The 17,157-nt window shown below is 59.0% G+C and carries 16 protein-coding genes and 1 other RNA gene; 5 read left to right on the top strand and 12 right to left on the bottom strand.

Translation table 11 applies throughout. From position 1 onward, the window contains the following. Positions 1–32: 32 nt before the first annotated feature. The 9 genes from AC1Q8Q_RS02765 to AC1Q8Q_RS02725 all read right to left on the bottom strand — a co-directional run bounded on the left by AC1Q8Q_RS02765 (position 33) and on the right by AC1Q8Q_RS02725 (position 10,088). Complete coding sequence (locus AC1Q8Q_RS02765; RefSeq protein ID WP_492614787.1) at positions 33–1,289, bottom strand: integrase domain-containing protein; 1,257 nt, start codon at positions 1,287–1,289, stop codon at positions 33–35. Between the two features lie 186 nt (positions 1,290–1,475). Next, positions 1,476–1,872: a transfer-messenger RNA gene (ssrA, locus tag AC1Q8Q_RS02760) on the bottom strand. A gap of 96 nt (positions 1,873–1,968) precedes the next feature. Then, the gene (locus tag AC1Q8Q_RS02755) at positions 1,969–2,244 is read right to left on the bottom strand and encodes a PA2433 domain-containing protein (RefSeq protein WP_020796510.1); all 276 of its coding nucleotides are present in this window, start codon (positions 2,242–2,244) and stop codon (positions 1,969–1,971) included. Positions 2,245–2,331: 87 nt separating this feature from the next. Continuing rightward, positions 2,332–2,484, bottom strand: coding sequence for a hypothetical protein (locus AC1Q8Q_RS02750; protein ID WP_177326135.1), 153 nt, complete (start codon positions 2,482–2,484; stop codon positions 2,332–2,334). Between the two features lie 8 nt (positions 2,485–2,492). Then, positions 2,493–5,306: an FAD-binding and (Fe-S)-binding domain-containing protein gene (locus AC1Q8Q_RS02745; RefSeq protein WP_492614786.1), complete on the bottom strand. Its 2,814-nt coding sequence runs from the start codon at positions 5,304–5,306 to the stop codon at positions 2,493–2,495. Next, a complete protein-coding gene (locus tag AC1Q8Q_RS02740) occupies positions 5,303–5,974 on the bottom strand; it encodes a LutC/YkgG family protein (protein WP_033044655.1) in 672 nt (223 codons plus the stop codon). The genes AC1Q8Q_RS02745 and AC1Q8Q_RS02740 overlap by 4 nt, the downstream gene beginning before the upstream one ends. Continuing rightward, positions 5,974–7,428, bottom strand: coding sequence for a LutB/LldF family L-lactate oxidation iron-sulfur protein (locus AC1Q8Q_RS02735; protein ID WP_033044654.1), 1,455 nt, complete (start codon positions 7,426–7,428; stop codon positions 5,974–5,976). The genes AC1Q8Q_RS02740 and AC1Q8Q_RS02735 overlap by 1 nt, the downstream gene beginning before the upstream one ends. Beyond that, a complete protein-coding gene (locus tag AC1Q8Q_RS02730) occupies positions 7,425–8,249 on the bottom strand; it encodes a (Fe-S)-binding protein (RefSeq protein WP_020796514.1) in 825 nt (274 codons plus the stop codon). Before AC1Q8Q_RS02730 ends, AC1Q8Q_RS02735 begins: the two co-directional genes overlap by 4 nt. A 144-nt stretch (positions 8,250–8,393) precedes the next feature. Then, positions 8,394–10,088 (bottom strand): lactate permease LctP family transporter, encoded by a 1,695-nt coding sequence (locus AC1Q8Q_RS02725; protein ID WP_020796515.1) that lies wholly within the window; start codon positions 10,086–10,088, stop codon positions 8,394–8,396. 263 nt (positions 10,089–10,351) lie between these two features. On the opposite strand from AC1Q8Q_RS02725, the gene AC1Q8Q_RS02720 reads away from it, so the two are divergent. Then, positions 10,352–11,119: a GntR family transcriptional regulator gene (locus AC1Q8Q_RS02720; RefSeq protein ID WP_492614785.1), complete on the top strand. Its 768-nt coding sequence runs from the start codon at positions 10,352–10,354 to the stop codon at positions 11,117–11,119. Positions 11,120–11,245: 126 nt separating this feature from the next. Here AC1Q8Q_RS02720 and smpB read toward each other — a convergent pair whose 3' ends face one another. After that, positions 11,246–11,728, bottom strand: a complete 483-nt coding sequence (smpB, locus tag AC1Q8Q_RS02715; protein WP_008057382.1) for an SsrA-binding protein SmpB — start codon at positions 11,726–11,728, stop codon at positions 11,246–11,248. A gap of 118 nt (positions 11,729–11,846) precedes the next feature. Between smpB and AC1Q8Q_RS02710 the strand changes: the two genes are divergently transcribed. From AC1Q8Q_RS02710 to AC1Q8Q_RS02700, 3 genes are read left to right on the top strand one after another with little or no spacing between them, the layout of a single operon-like run. Next, positions 11,847–13,250: a sodium-dependent transporter gene (locus AC1Q8Q_RS02710; protein WP_492614784.1), complete on the top strand. Its 1,404-nt coding sequence runs from the start codon at positions 11,847–11,849 to the stop codon at positions 13,248–13,250. Positions 13,251–13,257: 7 nt separating this feature from the next. Then, positions 13,258–13,692 carry a type II toxin-antitoxin system RatA family toxin gene (locus AC1Q8Q_RS02705; RefSeq protein ID WP_020796518.1) on the top strand — a complete coding sequence of 145 codons (435 nt, stop codon included), beginning with the start codon at positions 13,258–13,260 and terminating at the stop codon, positions 13,690–13,692. Next, on the top strand, positions 13,685–13,999 hold the full coding sequence (locus tag AC1Q8Q_RS02700) for an RnfH family protein (protein WP_042955274.1): 315 nt from the start codon (positions 13,685–13,687) through the stop codon (positions 13,997–13,999). The genes AC1Q8Q_RS02705 and AC1Q8Q_RS02700 overlap by 8 nt, the downstream gene beginning before the upstream one ends. Positions 14,000–14,058: 59 nt before the next feature. Here the strand turns inward: AC1Q8Q_RS02700 and AC1Q8Q_RS02695 are convergent, their stop codons facing one another. Beyond that, positions 14,059–14,586, bottom strand: coding sequence for an outer membrane protein assembly factor BamE (locus AC1Q8Q_RS02695; protein WP_492614783.1), 528 nt, complete (start codon positions 14,584–14,586; stop codon positions 14,059–14,061). 97 nt (positions 14,587–14,683) lie between these two features. Here AC1Q8Q_RS02695 and fur point away from each other — a divergent pair, with 97 nt between their 5' ends. Then, entirely contained in the window at positions 14,684–15,088 is a 405-nt protein-coding gene (gene fur, locus AC1Q8Q_RS02690; RefSeq protein WP_003197684.1) for a ferric iron uptake transcriptional regulator, read from the top strand. A gap of 192 nt (positions 15,089–15,280) precedes the next feature. Here fur and recN read toward each other — a convergent pair whose 3' ends face one another. Further along, on the bottom strand, positions 15,281–16,954 hold the full coding sequence (recN, locus tag AC1Q8Q_RS02685; RefSeq protein WP_492614782.1) for a DNA repair protein RecN: 1,674 nt from the start codon (positions 16,952–16,954) through the stop codon (positions 15,281–15,283). Between the last annotated feature and the right edge of the window lie 203 nt (positions 16,955–17,157).

The raw sequence follows: 17,157 nt of genomic DNA, 5'->3' as shown, positions 1-17,157 counted from the left end.
CAGCGCCGTTGTCACTGCTCTTGTAGCGGCAATCAGCGGATTGGTACCACATTCCTGTCTCTGGCTTGACCGTATGCCGAAGCGAGCAGGCTACCGGTGGCCGCTTTTTGGATGTATTCACTCCACCAGGCCATCATCGGACGCCGGCGCTCGATGTAGTCGGCTCGGTTGTAGGCGCTACGCACCTCATCCTTGTCGACGTGCGCCAGTGCGACCTCAATGAGCTCCGGGTCCCACCCATGTTCATTCAAGATGGTGCTGGCCATCGAGCGCATGCCGTGGCTGACCAGCCGATCCTGGAAGCCCATGCGTTTCAACGCCATGTTGGCGGTCTGGCTATTGGCGTGGGTGCGCGGATTTCTGTCTGCCGGGAAGACGTATTCGCGATGGCCGCTGTGAGTCTTCAGTGACTCCAACAGTGCAACAGCGTGATCACTCAACGGGATGCTGTGTGGGCGGCGCTTCTTCATCCGCTCCGGAGGGATGGTCCACACACGCCTCTCAAAGTCGATGTCTGTCCAACGAGTGGTCGCCGCCTCGGCAGGGCGAGTCATGGTGTGCAACTGCCATTCGATCAGGCAGCGGGTCGTGCGTTTGATGCTGGCGTTAGCGATCTCCAGCATAAGTTCGGGGAGCTCCTCGGGTGGAAGCGCGGCCATGTTCTCTTTCTTGGGCTTCTTGAATACTGCCCTGATACCGCTGAGAGGGTTGGCGAAGATCAGGCCGGAGTTCACACCGTAGGTCATGATCTCGTTTAGCCGCTGGCTAAGACGCTTGACTGTCTCCAGGCTGCCTTTCGCTTCGATTGGACGAAGCAGCTCGATCACCATCGGCGCGGTAATTTTCGCGAGTGGTGTCGTCTTCAAATCGGGGAGCACGTGCAGCGTGAGCGATCGCCAAATGTCCTCGGCGTAGGCCGGGGTGACCGAGTCTTTTTTGAGCTCGAACCAGGCGGTGGCTACGTTCTCGAAGGTGTGTTCCGTTTCTGCGCGCTTGGCTTCATTCAGCGTATTGCGCTGCACCTTCGGATCGATGCCCTGGGCGAGCAGCTCGCGCGCCTCGACTGCCTTCTTTCGTGCGTTCGCCAGTGACAGTTCGGGGTAGGTCCCGAAGCCGATGTTGATGCGCTTTTTGGTGAGCGGTTCGCGGTAGTTGAAATTCCACAGCAACGAGCCGTTGCTGCGTACGCGGAGCTGCAAACCGTCACCGTCAGTGAGGACGTAATCCTTGGACGCGGGTTTGACTCCCTTGAGTTGTCGATCGGAGAGGCGGAGGTTTTGGGCAGGCATGAGATTGTCCTCAGGCACTGATTCGGTATTCCAAAGATTAGCACCGGATGAGCTGGAATACCGTTTGGAATACCCGAATGGCTGGAACTCAAAAAATCTTAGAGGACCGCAAAAGCGCTGGAGGCCGCGTATTTACTGGATCGCAGGCACAAAAAAGACGTCCGTGGACGTCTTTTTTTGATCATTTGGTGGAGCCGGGGGGATTTGAACCCCCGTCCGCCAGTACTCCGCTGTCGGTACTACATGCGTAGCCGTGTCTATTAAGTTAACCCTCAGCGACCCGACGGGCAGGGTGCTTTGGGCGAGTTGTGTAAGTTTTAGCCGCTTCGTCCACAACGTACTGCACGGCGATTCTGTTCTATATGACAATCACTTTGGGTTTACAGACATCCCCTGGTGATTGCTGGACCCGAAGGTACCAGAAGCTCAGGGCTAAGGCTGCTTACGCAGCGAGAGCGAATTCCTGGCCGTAGTTTTCGTCATTGGCAACTATAAGTAGTTGCAACAGTGGATTTACGAGTTCTGTTACCAACTCGGCATGCACCTAAAGTTTCGCAACCGGCGTCGAATCCTAAACGGCCCCGAACTCATTGCCCGAAAATCTCGTTGAGCAACAAGCCAGTACAGTGTACGCCAATGAGGCGCGGAAGGCCAACCCGAAGGTTGGCCTTACCTGTGTTCACTTTTTGGTAGGGCTGCGCTGCTGAATTTTCTCCAGCATCTGACCGGAGATTTCGATGCAGTCCTTGTCGTTACCGGCTGCCTGGGCCTTTTTCGCATCAGCCAGCGCGGTTTTCGCGTTATCCATGGAGTTCTCGGATACGGCGGGTGCGGTGGTGATTGCGTCGTCCAGCTTTTGAACCTGCGCGTCACAAAGATCTTTATCCGCCGCAAACACCGGCGAGGCCAACAGTGCAGCAGAAATGAACAATCCAGCTATTGCAGAGTGCTTCATGGGAATCTCCTTGCGCATGAGGGCTCGGTGCTGCCGGTAGATCGGGCTGCCGTCCGAGGTGGTTATAAGCTCGTTTACAGGGCCTAGCTAAATGACTATAGCCGGGCGCAGGAATTCGGTTTTTTTTTGCGTTTTGTGTGGGGAAAGAATTTGCAGGAGCGCGAACTCGCTCGAGATGGACTCGAAGGCGCCGCGTTTATCCAGGCAGCACGCGTTATCGTTGACGTCCATCGCGAGCATGCTCGCTCCTACAGGGCCGGGCGGGCTTGGGTTACGCGGTCCACCAGGTAGACCAGCCCGTGATAATCGATCCCGCCGTGCTGGCTAAGGCCGATTTCACAGGTGCGGCTGGTAGAAATGCCTTCGCTGCAATACTGCACCGCATCCTTCAAGGTACGCAGCGAATGTGCGTTCAGCTCCGGGGTGGTGAAGCCTTTGTCGCCGGCAAACCCGCAGCAGTGAATACCCTCGGGGATGACCACGTTATTGCTGCACTTGCGCGCCAGATCGATCAGCGCCTGGCTTTCGCCCAGATGCTGGGTGCTGCAGGTGACATGCACGGCAATGGGGGCTTCCTGCGGTGTGAATTGCAGTCGATCCATCAAGTGTGTGCGAATGAAACGTACCGGATCGTATAGGTCCAGGCGCACATCGCCGAGGTCCTGGGTCAGGCGCAAGGTGCAGGGGCTGGTGTCGCAGTAAATCGGATCGAGCCCGCCACGACTGGCGTGGAGCAGGGCGCCGATCAGTTCCTGGCGTTTGTGTTCGGCCTGTTCGGCATAACCCTTGGAGGCGAAGGGCTGGCCGCAGCAGAGGTTATCCAGATTGTCGGGAAAAACCACCTGATAACCGGCTTTTTCCAGCAGGCCACGGGTCTTGTCGTACAGCGACATTTGCTCCTTGTCGCCTGCAGCCGGGCCCATGGCTCGTGAAACGCAGGCTGCCAGATACACCACGCGCGGGCGTTCGTCGGTCACCGCCGGACTGAAGCGAATAGCTTTTTCCGGCTGCGGCATGGCGTTGGTCCATTGCGGGACCTGGCCTTTGGACAAGCGGGTCAGCGTTGCCGACAGTTTTGCCAGGCGTGGTGCGCCCAGCAACATCCGTGCACCGTTGGCCACGTGGAGGGTGAAGCGCGCCCCTTGCAGCGCCGTGGCGAAATTGCCTTCAAGCCAGGTGGCAGTTTTCCTATGGGTAGCGTGCTGCCCACGAAGCTTTTTCACCAGCTCGCCGGTGTTGATGCCTACAGGGCAACGTTGGGCACAAAGACCGGTGGCGGCGCAGGTATCGATGCCCTGGTATTCAAAGGCAGCTTCGAGTTCGCGGGTATCGACCCCGGCGCGTTTCTTCGCCTGGATGTCACGCCAGATCACGATACGCTGGCGCGGGCTCAAGGTCAGGCCTTTGGAGGGGCAAACCGGTTCGCAGAAGCCGCATTCGATGCACTTATCCACAATCTCGTCGGCGGCTGGCAGCGGCTTCAGGTGCTTGAGGTGGATTTGTGGGTCTTCGCTGAGCACCACGTCCGGATTGAGAATGCCGTTGGGATCGAGCAGGCGCTTGAGCTGCCACATCAACTGGTAGGCGTCGCTGCCCCATTCCAGTTCGACGAAGGGTGCCATGTTGCGCCCGGTACCGTGCTCGGCCTTGAGCGAACCACCGAACTCGACCGCCACCAGTTGCGCCACGTCGTCCATGAACGCCTGGTAGCGTGCGACTTCCTGCGGATTGTTGAAGCCTTGGGTGAAGACGAAGTGCAGATTACCTTCCAGGGCGTGTCCGAAAAGGATCGCTTCGTCGTAGTGATGTTTGTCGAACAGCTCGATCAGGCGGTTCACGCCGGTCGCCAGTTGTTCCACCGGGAAGGTCACGTCCTCGATGATTACTGTGGTCCCGGTTTTGCGCACCGCGCCGACGGCGGGAAAGGTGTCCTTGCGGATTGCCCAGAGTCGGGCGTTTTCCAGTGGGTCTTCGGTGAAATCGACTTGTTTCTCTACCGGGAACGAGGACAGTGACGCCATGATTTGCGCCAGTTGCTCGTGCAACAAAGAGGTCGATGCCGCGCGGGACTCGATCAGCAGGGCGCAGGCATTATTCGACAGCTGTTGTACGAAAGCGGGCATGCCGGGTTTGTCCTGCACCGAGCGCAGGCTGCGGCGGTCCAGCAGTTCTACCGCTGAGACCGGTTGGCTTTTCAGTACGGTGACAGCGTTGCAGCAGGTTTCCACGTCCGGGAATACGATCAGCGCCGAGGCCTTGTTCGGGTGATCGATCACCGTGTCGTAGGTCACCGCGCTGATGAAGCCCAGAGTGCCTTCGGAACCCACCAGCAAGTGGCTCAAGATATCCACAGGCTCGTCGTAGTCCACCAGGGCGTTGAGTGACAGGCCCGTGGTGTTTTTCAGACGATATTTGTGGCGAATTTTTGCAGCCAGTTCGGCATTGGCGCGGGTCTCGCGGCCCAAGGTCGCAAGACGCTCCAGCAGGTCGCCGTGACTGGCGCGAAACGCCGCGACACTGGCGGCATCTTCGGTATCGACACGGCTGCCGTCGGCCAGCACCAGACGGATGCCCGCCAGGGTGTGATAAGTGTTTTGCGCCGTGCCGCAGCACATGCCGCTGGCATTGTTGGCAACGATTCCGCCGATTTTGCAGGCGTTGATCGACGCAGGGTCCGGGCCGATCTTGCGCCCGAATGGTGCCAGCCAGGCGTTGGCCTGCGCGCCGATCACCCCCGGTTGCAGGCGGATTTGTGTGCCCTGGCCACGGATCTCGCGACCGTTCCAGTTATCCCCAAGCACGATCAACACCGAATCGCTGATGGCTTGTCCGGACAGGCTGGTGCCAGCAGCGCGGAAGGTCACGGGAACCCGGTCGCGCTGCGCCAGTTGCAGCAGTGCCACCACTTCGTCTTCGGACTCGACGCGAATTATCAGTTGCGGAATCAGTCGATAGAAGCTGGCATCGGTGCCGAAGGCCAGCGTCGACAGTGGATCGTCGAAACGCCGTTCCCGGGGAATCAGTTGCTGCGCATCGCGCAGGAAAGCGGCCGGTAGACTCATTGGTCCTCCAGGATCAACACCACGAGGTCTTTCGGACCGTGGGCGCCGTAAGCCAAGACTTGCTCGATATCAGCGGTTTTCGACGGGCCGGAAACCAGCAAGGCGTTGGTCGGCATGCCCTGGGCCCATTCGAATTCCTGTTGTACCTGATAGAAGTTATCGCGGATTTCACTGGCCTTGAGCAAGGCGAAATGCACCGGCGGCGCCAGGCTCATGAGGCGCGGTTCTTCTCGCGTCGGCCAGAGAATCAGGCTGCCCGTGGCGGCGATTGCGCCAAGGGTGGTGGTCAGGCTCGCCGGGGTGTCGTTGAACAGTTCTGCTTTCCATTCCTCAACCGGGCGGTCGTAGGCCTTGAGCGTCGGCAGGCCGGGATTTTTCGCCCAGTGCTGCGAGACGCGTTGCCCGTGCGGCGTAGTCGGGGCGATCAACAGGCTGGGCAACTGGCGGTCTTGCAGCAGTGTTGCCAACAGGGTCGGCCAGTGCTCGCCCGAAGTCAGGTGGATTTCCGTGTGCACTGCTTCCATCAATTTGCGCAGTTGCGGGATGCGTTGATCTGGCGTGTAGGTATAGGGCTTTGTCACCAGTTCGACGTCGAAGTTGTCAGGCACCGGCGTGGTGCCTGTCAGGCTTTTGCGCAACTTGGTTAGGATATTTTGCTTGGCGCTCATCAACGATCTCCCTGTTTGGCCAGATGCTCGCGAGCCATGTCATGCAGTGAGCGGGCGGCGGGTTTCGGGGCACTGTGGTTCTGCGTCCATGGTCCGACATTGCTCGGCGTAAGGGCACGCAGGCGAGTTGCGGCCAAAGCGAACAGGCGATAAAGCGTCGGTGAACTGTTGAGCCTGGCCCAGGCGTTCCAGATGAATCGTTCCTTGCGCGAGTACTTGCTGCCCTGGCCACGCATCACTTGATCCGGGCTGTCCGGCGCTTTCACGTTCTCTTCGCGCAAACGGCGCAGCAAAGAAGGGATCGGGATTTTTACCGGGCACACTTCGCCGCAGGCACCGCACAGCGAAGAGGCGCTCGGATGATCCGGGACTTTCGCCAGGCCGACCATGTGCGGGGTGATGATTTTGCCGATAGGGCCGGGGTAGACCTCGCCGTAGGCATGGCCGCCGATTCGAGTGTAGACCGGGCAATGATTCATGCAGGCGCCGCAGCGGATGCAGTTCAAGGTCTGGCGCAGTTCGCTGTCGGCAAATGCCTGGCTGCGACCGTTGTCGAGCAGGACCAGGTGCACTTCCTGCGGGCCGTCGAGCTCATGTTCCTTGCGCGGACCGGAGATCATGTTGACGTAGGTGGTGATTGGGATGCCCAGGGCCGAGCGGGTCAGCAACGACAGCAGCGGCACTACGTCGCGCAGGTTTTCTACGACTTTCTCGATGCCGGTGACGGCGATGTGCACCGGTGGCACGGTGGTGGTCATGCGGCCGTTGCCTTCGTTTTCCACGAGCAACAGCGTGCCGGTTTCGGCCACGGCGAAGTTGACGCCGGAGACGCCGATGTCCGCTTCGAAGAACTTCTGCCGCAGGACCCTGCGACCGATCTGAATGAGTTGGTCAACGTCCTTGGTGTATTCCACGCCAAGTTTGTCGTGGAACAAGGACGCGACCTGACCGGCGTTCTTGTGGATCGCCGGCATGATTATGTGTGAAGGCTTCTCGTGGTCGAGCTGGACGATGTACTCGCCCATGTCCGATTCCAGGCATTCAATGCCCTGTTCAGCGAGGACGTGGTTCATCTCCATTTCTTCGCTGACCATCGATTTACCCTTGATCACTTGCCGCCCCTCGTGAGCGCGGATGATCGACAGGACGATGCCATTGGCTTCGTCCACCGTTTCCGCCCAGTGCACTGTCACACCGTTGCGGGTCAGGTTCTGTTCAAGTTGCTCGAGCAAATCGGGCAACTTCGATAACGCACGGGCGCGGACAGCATTGCCCAGCGCTCGCAGATGTTCTCTTTCGTGAGCATCGCTGAAAGCCGCTGCCCGTTTGGTCATCAGTGAATCCATCGCCTTGCGGAAGTTGCCCCGCAATTGCGCGTCACCCAGCGCCTCGTGCGCCCGGGTGCGAAAGTCTTCTTCTACGGCGACCGTAGGAATAATCTCGGCGGCACTCATTGGGCACCTCCGGTACGCTGCCAGAGGAAGCTGGCCAGGTGTTGACCGCGCAGCGCTTCCTTCTGTTTCTCCAGCGAGCCGTTGATGTTCATCAGGCAACCGCAGTCGGCACTGAGTACCTGGTGCGCGCCGGATTCTTTCAACGAGCGGGTCTTGTCAGCCACCATCGCCCCGGAAATATCTGGCATACGGACGCTGAAAGTCCCACCGAAGCCACAGCATTCGCTTTCGTGGCTGTGTTCGACCCGCTCCACGTTGCCCAGTTGCGACAACAGCTCGCGGCCGTGCAGGTGGGTGTTCATCTCACGGCGTGCCGAACACGACGTGTGCAACGCTACCTTCACCGGCATACCGCTGTCCTTGAACTGCACCTTGCAGACAAACAACAGAAACTCGGCCAGTTCATAGGTCCTGGCAGCCAGTGCCTGAACCTGTTGCAAGGTGTCCGGCTCATCCTTGAACAAGTCGGCATAGTGTTCACGCAACATGCCCGCGCAGGAACCCGAAGGTACCACCACCGGATAATCCCCGGCGAACAGCGCCAGTTGCGAGCGCGCGACGGTCCTGGCCTGCTCGGTGTAGCCCGAGGTGTAGGCCGGTTGACCGCAGCAGCTTTGCCCTTGCGGGTACTCGACACGAATGCCCTCGCGTTCCAGCAGGTGGATCGCGTCCATTCCGGCTTGCGGGTAGAACAGATCCACTACGCAGGTCCCGAACAGGTACACCCGTTGAGGTTTCTCGCTGGGGTATTGCCGAGGCTCGGGCAGTGGCGGGGCGACACGGGTCGCATTCGGCACAGCGTTGTAAAAAAGCTCGCTCATCAGGCGTGTCTCTCGGCCGGTTATCCGTCCGTCGAGGCCACTGAATATAGAGAGAAAATCTTTCAGCAGCCTTGCAGACCGGGTAGTGAATAGCTGACGCCGGGGTCGTGGCCCGGCGTCGTTTTTCCATGTCGCTTATAGCGCTTAGTGCACCAGCATGCCGGTGAACCAGTAGGCCTGGGCCAGGGTGATCAGGCCGACAATCGTTGCAAAGAACAGGCTGTGCTTGAGGGTGAAGCGGAACAGGTCCGATTCCTTGCCCACCAGGCCAGTTGCCGCACAGGCCACGGCGATCGATTGTGGCGAGATCATCTTGCCGGTCACGCCACCGCTGGTGTTCGCTGCCACCAGCAAGGTGTCGTTGACGCCGATCTGGTGGGCGGTGGTCGCCTGCAACGAACTGAACAGCGCGTTGGACGAGGTATCGGAGCCGGTCAGGAACACGCCCAGCCAGCCGAGGAACGGCGAGAAGAATGGGAAGGCTGCGCCTGTACCGGCCAGGACCAGGGCCATGGTCGACGACATGCCCGAGTAGTTGGTGACAAACGCGAAGGCCAACACCATGCCGATGGACAGGATCGGCCAGCGCAGTTCGTAGAAGGTCTCTTTCAAAGTGGTCAGACCAGTTTTGAGGTTGATCTTCAGGACCAGCATCGAGATCAGCGCCGAGAAGAAAATCGCGGTGCCGGTGGCGGAGATCGGGTCAAGCTTGAACACCGCCGGAAGGGCAGTCGGCGCGGCCACGATCGGTGCCACCTTGATTACCAACTGGTCCAGGTGCGGGATGGCGAAATTGAACACGAAGCTGTACATCGAGCCGCCCGCGGCAAACATCGCCTTGAATGGCTTGAGCGTCCAGATGGTCACCAGCACGGTCAGGATCAGGAACGGCGACCAGGCCTTGAAAATCTCCCCGAGGCTGTAAGGCGAAGCCACGGTGGTGCGCTTCTGGCCGAAACCACCGACGCTGGCGCTGACCACGGAAGCCGAGACGGCGCCGACGATGTGTTGGCCGGCGGCGCGTTTTGGCTGCCAGACCTTCAGGAACAGAGTCAGGGAAACCAGGCTGGCCAGGGCTGACGTGATGTCCGGCAGTTCCGGGCCGATGAAGTTGGAGGTGAAGTATTGGGTCACGGCAAAGCTCAAACCCGCGACCAGCGCTGCCGGCCAGGTTTCACGCACGCCGCGCAGGCCATCCATCATGAAAACCAGCCAGAATGGCACGAACAACGACAGCAGCGGCAACTGGCGACCGGTCATGGCGCCAATCTTGAAGGCGTCGATGCCGGTCACTTGCCCGGCCACGATGATCGGAATACCCAGGGCGCCGAAGGCGACCGGCGCGGTGTTCGCGATCAGGCAAAGGCCCGCGGCGTACAGCGGGTTGAAGCCCAGCCCTACGAGCAGTGCGGCGGTAATCGCCACCGGTGCGCCGAAACCGGCCGCACCTTCGAGGAAGGCGCCGAAGCAGAAGCCGATCAACAGGACTTGCAGGCGCTGGTCGTCGGTAATCGACAGCACCGAGCTGCGGATCACTTCGAACTGGCCACTCTTGACCGTCAGTTTGTAGAGGAACACGGCCGCCACGATGATCCAGGCGATTGGCCACAGGCCGTAGGCGAAACCATACCCGGCGGCGGCGAACGCCATGTCGACTGGCATCTTGAAGGCAATGATTGCCACCAGGATCGACAAGGCCAGGGTGATACTGCCAGCCACGTGTCCTTTGAGGCGGAACACGGCCAGGGCCAGGAAGAAAAACACGATGGGAATAACGGCTGCGAGTGCGGACAGGCCGAGGCTGCCGAGTGGGCTGTAGAGCTGTTGCCAGGTTTGCATATGGGGTGGCCCCTAATTGTTGTTGGTCAGGCACTGATCAGCGTTCTTGGTTAATTGGTAATACCAATTTACAATCGCTGTTGGCTAGGGTAAAAGCGTTGTAGGCGGTGTGTCAATTTGCCGCCCTAAAACTTTTGTCGTAGGCAGGGATTTGCAGAAGGTCTGGCCCGTTTGGGTAATGGTCGCTTGGCAGGTGCCTGCGTAGCCTGGATAGGCCAGAATAGAGCCCCGGCGCGCCGTCGGGATGGTGGAGAAATCGAGTTATGGGGTTTGATCAGGTTCGGCAGCGCCGTTTGTCTGACGATATTGTCGAGCAGCTCGAGGGCATGATCCTTGAGGGCACGCTGAAAGCCGGTGAACGCCTGCCGGCGGAACGCGCGCTGGCCGAGCAATTTGGTGTCTCTCGACCTTCGTTGCGCGAAGCTATTCAGAAATTGACCGCCAAGGGGCTGCTGATCAGCCGTCAAGGTGGCGGCAATTATGTGGTGGAATCCCTGGGCACGACGTTCAGTGATCCGCTGTTGCATCTGCTGGAAAGCAACCCCGAAGCGCAGCGCGATCTGCTGGAGTTTCGCCACACGCTGGAAGCGTCCTGCGCCTATTACGCAGCGCTACGTGCCACCGACGTTGACCGCGAGCGACTGGCTGCCGCGTTCAATCAATTGCAGGACTGCTATTCGCGTCACGATGAAGTCAGTCGGGCGGAGGAGGGCGCGGCGGATGCAAATTTTCATCTGGCGATTGCCGAAGCCAGTCATAACGCGGTGCTTCTGCACACCATTCGCGGGTTGTTCGACCTGCTCAAGCGCAACGTGGTCACGAACATTGGCGGCATGTACAAGCAGCGTACAGAGACCCGCGACATGCTGATTACGCAGCACCGGGAGCTGTATCAGGCAATTATCGAAGGCAGGGCGGAACAGGCCCGGGAAGTCTCCAGTCGACACATTCTGTATGTGCAGGAGGTGCTGGAGGAGGTGCGTCAGGAAGTGCAGCGCGTGGCTCGGGCGGAGCGGCGCAAGGGGATGTAGTCAGCTGGTGATCGTTCCCACGCTCTGCGTGGGAATGCGGCAATGGACGCTCTGCATTCGCTTTGTGACGCGGAGCGTCACGGGATGCATTCCCACGCAGAGCGTGGGAACGATCAGTGCAAGGAATTAATCTTCCTTGCCCTTGTTGCGCACCGCGCGCTGCAATTCGCGCCCGGCGTCGCGTTCGCGCTCGGTGTCGCGCTTGTCGTATTCCTTCTTGCCCTTGCCCAGAGCAATTTCGCACTTGACCATGTGCTTGCTCCAGTACCAGGACAGGCACACGCAGGCGTAGCCTTTTTGCTGCACGGCAGCGGCGAGCTTTTCCAGCTCCCGCCGGTTGAGCAGCAATTTTCGCGTGCGCACCGGATCGGCGATGACGTGGGTGCTGGCGGTCGTCAGGGGCGTGATATGACTGCCGAGCAGCCAGGCTTCGCCATCCTTGAGCAGTACGTAACTGTCAACCAGTTGCAACTTGCTTGCCCGCAGACTTTTTACTTCCCAGCCGGCCAGGACCAGACCAGCCTCGAACCGATGTTCGATGAAGTAATCGTGTCGCGCCTTTTTATTTTGCGCGATGGTCCCTGTTGGGTGTTTCTTCTGTTTAGCCATAGGGGCGGCATTATAGGGAGTTGCACGCGAGTCGGCTACGGGATTGCTACATGCTTGAGCAGGTTGATTGAATCCCGGACAATGCGGCCTCTTTTTTGAACGCTTGGTCGTAATATAGATGTCGACAGACAAGGTTTCTGTCCACGGCAGTTGGGCTAGCCGTTGGGTTTTCATACTCGCCGCGACCGGTTCGGCCGTGGGCCTGGGTAGTATCTGGAAATTCCCCTACATGGTTGGCGTCTACGGCGGCGGCGCTTTCGTGCTGATGTTCCTGGCCTGTATCGCCTTGATCGGCGTGCCGGTCATGCTCGCCGAAACCCTGATTGGCCGGCGTGCCCGGCAGAGCCCGGCCAATGCCTTGAAGGTGCTGGCGCTGGAAGCGGGCCATTCGACAAAATGGTCCTGGGGTGCTTTTGCCGGAATGATCACGGCATTGTTGATCCTGTCTTTCTATAGTGTCGTCGGCGGCTGGTCGCTGGACTACATCATCGATATGGGTCGTGGCGACTTCCAGGGAGCGACTCCCGATCAGGTGGGGGCGTACTTTGGCAATGTGATTGCCGATCCCTGGCGCCTGACACTTTGGCACACGATTTTTATGCTGCTGTCTGCGGTGGTGATCGCAAAAGGCGTGGTCGCGGGGCTTGAACGCAGTCTGCGGATCATGATGCCGTTGCTGTTCGTGATGATCCTTGTGTTGCTGGGCTACAGCATGACCACCGGGCATTTCATGGAAGGCGTGCATTTCATGTTCGACTTCCACCCGGAAAAAGTCCTCGACGGCTTGCTGCCGGCCATGGGGCACGCCTTCTTTTCCCTGAGCGTCGGTGTCGGTTCGATCATGATCTACGGCGCCTACATGCCCAAGCATTCGTCGATCTCCGGGACCATCGTTGGCGTGGCGCTGCTGGATACCTTTGTGTCCCTGGTGGCTGGCCTGGCGCTGTTTCCGATTGTATTTGCCGGAGGGTTGAACCCAAGCGAAGGCCCTGGCCTGATGTTTGTCAGCCTGCCATATGCCTTTGGCAACGTAGCGTTTGGCCAGTTGATGGGCGTAGTGTTCTTCGTGCTGGTCGCGATTGCAGCCTGGAGTTCGGCCATATCCTTGCTCGAACCCATGGTGGCTTACCTGGTGGAGCGCTTGAAAATCAGTCGAACCTGGGTCACCTTCTGGTTGGCCTTCAGTTGCTGGTTTGTCGGTCTGGGTACCGTGTTTTCCTTCAATGTCTGGAAACAAGCCAAGTTTTTCGTGAGCGAAGACGGGCTGTTTCACCTCTATCAATGGGGTGCGGCGGGTGGTCTGGACTTCTTTGGCGTGATCGATTTCTTCACCTCACGGATCATGCTGCCGCTCGGTGGATTGTGTTTCGTGGTATTTGCAGGCTGGGTAATGGGGCGTGAAGCAGTGCGTGATGAGCTGTCGATGCGAAGCCCGATGTTGTTTGCCTTGTCCTTGTTCTTGATGCGCTATGTGGCGCCAATCGGCATTCTCATAGTGTTTGCCGCCCAGCTCTGGAAGTGACGCTGACATGACGACACACATTTCACGTTCGGCGTTGCTGCCGTACCCCGCGCAAGCGCTGTATGACCTGGTCAACGACGTGGCGCGTTATCCGGAATTTTTGCCCTGGTGCTCTTCAGCTGAAGTGCTGGAAAGCTCTGCCGATCATATGCGCGCGAGCGTTGGCGTGGCCAAGGGCGGGCTCAGCCAGCATTTCGTGACGCGCAACACCCTGGTGCCCGGCCAGTCGATCGAGATGAACCTCGAGGAGGGGCCGTTCACCCAGTTGCATGGCGTTTGGGTGTTCAAGCCGTTGGGTGAGAAGGCCTGCAAGATCAGCCTGGACCTGTCGTTCGATTATGCAGGGCCGATCATTCGCGCCACCCTGGGGCCGTTGTTCAATCAGGCAGCGAATACGCTGGTGGACGCGTTCTGCCAGCGCGCCAAGCAAATGCATGGTTGAGGCGATGATAGAAATCGAGGTGGTCTATGCCGCCGTTGATCGTCAGCTGCTCTTGTCGGTGAGCGTGCCGGCAGGAACCACCGTTCGCGCCGCGTTGTTGAAGTCCGGCATGCGTCAGGCTTTTCCTGAGCTGGACCTGTCGCAGTGTCCGGTGGGGATCTTCGGCAAGGTGATTGCCGATCCCGACAGTCGTCCGGTTCAATCAGGTGATCGCATCGAGATCTACCGGCCGTTGCTGGCGGACCCGAAGGAAGTGCGTCGCCTGCGTGCGGCGAAGGCTGCCGAGGCCAAGGCCCGGAATCAGTAAGTCGGGTAAATGCCAGGCGTAAAAAAACCCGGACATGCCGGGTTTTTTTATGTCGCAAATTATTGCGGCGAGGTTTCCAGAGGTTCTGGAGTCGGGACTGGCACGGTTTCGACACCGTCCACTTCCTTCTGGATCTGATCGAGCAACGAGCCAGGCTTGACCGGTTTTTCCGGTTTCGGCTGCTCGACCTGCTCTGCTGGCGCAGTCACGATGGTGCCAGTGTCCTTGCCCAGAATGGCTTCGTCGCGGCTCATGCCAGGCATGAAATCGCCAGAGAGACTGACAAGCTGGTCATTTGAGTTGAAGATAACGCTAATGCGTTCCTGTTGGCGTTCGCCGCCACCCGGTTGCAGGCTATACAGGTAATCCCAGCGATCGGCGTGGAACGTATCGGTCAGCAGGGGGTTGCCCATGATAAACCTTACTTGCTTACGGGTCATTCCCGGGCGTAACTGGTCTATCATGTCCTGCGTGACGACATTGCCCTGCTGGATGTCGATTTTGTAAACCCCGGGGAATGAACAACCGGCGAGTGCGAGCAGTCCCACAAAGGTGAAACTGGTTAGCAAGAGCTTGGTGTTTTGCATCGGTGGGCGACTTCCACTATCTTGGCTGGGACAACGTAAACGCCGATCATACCCGCATTAAGAGAAGCTGCGAAGCAGCATCGCGAGAAAGCTGACCATGGTTGAAAATAGCGAACTACGCAAAGCCGGCCTCAAAGTGACCCTGCCACGGGTCAAGATTCTGCAAATGCTCGACTCTGCCGAGCAGCGCCACATGAGTGCCGAGGATGTCTATAAGGCATTGATGGAGGCTGGCGAGGACGTCGGTCTGGCCACGGTTTACCGTGTACTGACCCAGTTCGAGGCGGCTGGACTTGTGGTGCGGCACAACTTCGACGGAGGCCATGCGGTCTTCGAACTGGACGACGGCAAGCATCACGATCATATGGTCAACGTCGAAACCAGCGAAGTGATCGAATTCTTCGACGAAGAAATCGAGCGCCTGCAGAAAGCCATCGTCGACAAGTACGGTTTCGAGATGGTTGATCACAATCTTGTGTTGTACGTGCGCAAGAAAAAGTAAGCATGTCGCGCGAGCCCAGGGTTCGCGAAACGAACGAAGGCGACCCCAGGGTCGCCTTCGTGCTTTCTGCCGCTTGTGCGGTTTGCAAACGGTTCTGTAGGAGCTGCCGAAGGCTGCGATCTTTTGATCTTTGCGTTTGTATGGACAAAGTCAAAAGATCGCAGCCTTCGGCAGCTCCTACATGGATTCGTTTTAGATTTTTGCAGTGACGACCATTTTCTTGGCGTGAGCCAGGGATTCCTTGGTGAGATCGATCCCGCCCAGCATTCGCGCCACTTCTTCTACGCGATCGTTCTTGCTTAATTTGGAGACGGCCGTGCGAGTGGCATCTTCGCCCCGGACTTTGTGCACGAACAGGTGCTGATGCCCTTGTGCGGCAACTTGGGGCAGGTGCGTGACCGTCAGGACCTGCCCGCGTTCACCAAGCCTGCGCAGCAATTGGCCGACGATTTCTGCAGTCGGTCCGCCAATGCCGACGTCCACTTCGTCGAACACCAAGGTCGGGACCCGGGACGTTTGCGCGGTGATTACCTGGATCGCCAGGCTGATACGCGACAGTTCGCCACCCGATGCCACCTTCGCCAGGGCTTTTAATGGCTGCCCCGGGTTAGCGCTAACCAACAGTTCCACCTGTTCGAGTCCGTTCGGAAGCAATTCATTGCTGCTGTTCGGTCGCAGCTCAATGGCAAAGCGCCCTCCGGGCATGCCCAGGCGCTGGATCTCCTGTTCCACCGCGTTGGCCAGGCTGCTGGAGGCTTGGTGGCGCAGGTCGCTCAACTCTCGAGCCTTCTCCTGATAATGACGGGCATAAGACGCCAGCTCATCACTCAGTCGCTCGATGGATTCATCGTTGGCGTTCAGGGTTTCGATTTCATCCAGTAACCGCTGTTGCATCTCTGCGACCTCGGTTGGCTGGATGCGGTGCTTGCGTGCCATGGTGTAGATCGCATCGAGGCGTTCTTCCAGGTATTGAAGGCGCGCCGGGTCTGCGTCGAAGTTATCCAGGAAGCGGTTCAGCTCACCCACGGCTTCTTCAACCTGGATCTGCGCGCTGGTCAGCAAGCTGCTGGCTTCGCCCAGCGCGCCAATCGAGTTGTTCACGCTCGACAGGCGATTAAGGCTTGCAGTCAGGGCGTTCAGGACATTGCCGGAATCACTCTCGCTACATTGTTCGACCACTTGCCGGCAGATACCCAGCAAGGTTTCCGCGTTGGTCAGGTTCTTGTGTTCCTGTTCCAACTGCTCCAGCTCGTTGTCGCCGAGGCCAAGGTTTTCAAGCTCTTCAAGTTGGTAGCTGAGCAACTGATGGCGAGCGCGCTGCTCGTCGCCGGAGTTGGACAGTCGCTCAAGCTCCTGGTGAGTCTGGCGCCAGCGCTGGGCGGCCAGGTGCACCTGGCGGGCAAGGTCCGTGGCACCGGCGTATTCGTCGAGCAGGCGGCGATGGGTATCGGTCTTGAGCAGGGACTGGTGTTCATGCTGGCTATGGATGTCGATCAGCAGTTCGCCCAGGGCCTTGAGGTCGCCCAGCGGGCAGGGGGTGCCGTTGATGTAGCCGCGCGAGCGCCCTTCGGCGGTAATGACTCGGCGCAGGATGCACGGGCCGTCGTTCTCGAGGTCGCGTTCGGCGAGCCAGGCGCTGGCTTCCGGGATGTCGGCCAGGTCAAAGGTTGCCAGGATGTCGGCTTTGTCTGCGCCGGGGCGGACCACGCCGCTGTCGGCTCGATCGCCGAGGGTCAGGCCCAGGGCGTCGAGCATGATCGACTTGCCGGCGCCGGTTTCCCCTGTGATCACGCTCATGCCTCGATCGAGTTCAAGATCGAGATGTTCAACGATGGCGTAGTTATGTACGGACAGGTGCACCAGCATGAAGGCCGCTCCCAGGCTTTAGGTCTGGTTATTTATACAGTGTTTTATTTGCGGCTGACAATGCCCCTCGTTAGCTCGATTTGCTTGATCCGACGAAATCCTTAGCGCGGAGGGGAATGACAATGCAGCTGTTTTTTGTAGGGTTAATGTTTGATCAGCCCTTGAAGCCGGATTTTGCGGCCCCATATAGCTGGACAGAAGCG

The organism is Pseudomonas sp. GW823-FHT06B06 (assembly GCF_058795195.1).
This window is presented reverse-complemented; position numbering and strand designations above follow the sequence as displayed.

Excerpts from the sequence above, each read along its gene's own strand:
- AC1Q8Q_RS02765 (WP_492614787.1), bottom strand. The coding sequence starts at position 1,289 with ATGCCTGCCCAAAACCTCCGCCTCTCCGATCGACAACTCAAGGGAGTC.
- AC1Q8Q_RS02755 (WP_020796510.1), bottom strand. The coding sequence starts at position 2,244 with ATGAAGCACTCTGCAATAGCTGGATTGTTCATTTCTGCTGCACTGTTG.
- AC1Q8Q_RS02750 (WP_177326135.1), bottom strand. The coding sequence starts at position 2,484 with ATGCTCGCGATGGACGTCAACGATAACGCGTGCTGCCTGGATAAACGC.
- AC1Q8Q_RS02745 (WP_492614786.1), bottom strand. The coding sequence starts at position 5,306 with ATGAGTCTACCGGCCGCTTTCCTGCGCGATGCGCAGCAACTGATTCCC.
- AC1Q8Q_RS02740 (WP_033044655.1), bottom strand. The coding sequence starts at position 5,974 with ATGAGCGCCAAGCAAAATATCCTAACCAAGTTGCGCAAAAGCCTGACA.
- AC1Q8Q_RS02735 (WP_033044654.1), bottom strand. The coding sequence starts at position 7,428 with ATGAGTGCCGCCGAGATTATTCCTACGGTCGCCGTAGAAGAAGACTTT.
- AC1Q8Q_RS02730 (WP_020796514.1), bottom strand. The coding sequence starts at position 8,249 with ATGAGCGAGCTTTTTTACAACGCTGTGCCGAATGCGACCCGTGTCGCC.
- AC1Q8Q_RS02725 (WP_020796515.1), bottom strand. The coding sequence starts at position 10,088 with ATGCAAACCTGGCAACAGCTCTACAGCCCACTCGGCAGCCTCGGCCTG.
- AC1Q8Q_RS02720 (WP_492614785.1), top strand. The coding sequence starts at position 10,352 with ATGGGGTTTGATCAGGTTCGGCAGCGCCGTTTGTCTGACGATATTGTC.
- smpB (WP_008057382.1), bottom strand. The coding sequence starts at position 11,728 with ATGGCTAAACAGAAGAAACACCCAACAGGGACCATCGCGCAAAATAAA.
- AC1Q8Q_RS02710 (WP_492614784.1), top strand. The coding sequence starts at position 11,847 with ATGTCGACAGACAAGGTTTCTGTCCACGGCAGTTGGGCTAGCCGTTGG.
- AC1Q8Q_RS02705 (WP_020796518.1), top strand. The coding sequence starts at position 13,258 with ATGACGACACACATTTCACGTTCGGCGTTGCTGCCGTACCCCGCGCAA.
- AC1Q8Q_RS02700 (WP_042955274.1), top strand. The coding sequence starts at position 13,685 with ATGGTTGAGGCGATGATAGAAATCGAGGTGGTCTATGCCGCCGTTGAT.
- AC1Q8Q_RS02695 (WP_492614783.1), bottom strand. The coding sequence starts at position 14,586 with ATGCAAAACACCAAGCTCTTGCTAACCAGTTTCACCTTTGTGGGACTG.
- fur (WP_003197684.1), top strand. The coding sequence starts at position 14,684 with ATGGTTGAAAATAGCGAACTACGCAAAGCCGGCCTCAAAGTGACCCTG.
- recN (WP_492614782.1), bottom strand. The coding sequence starts at position 16,954 with ATGCTGGTGCACCTGTCCGTACATAACTACGCCATCGTTGAACATCTC.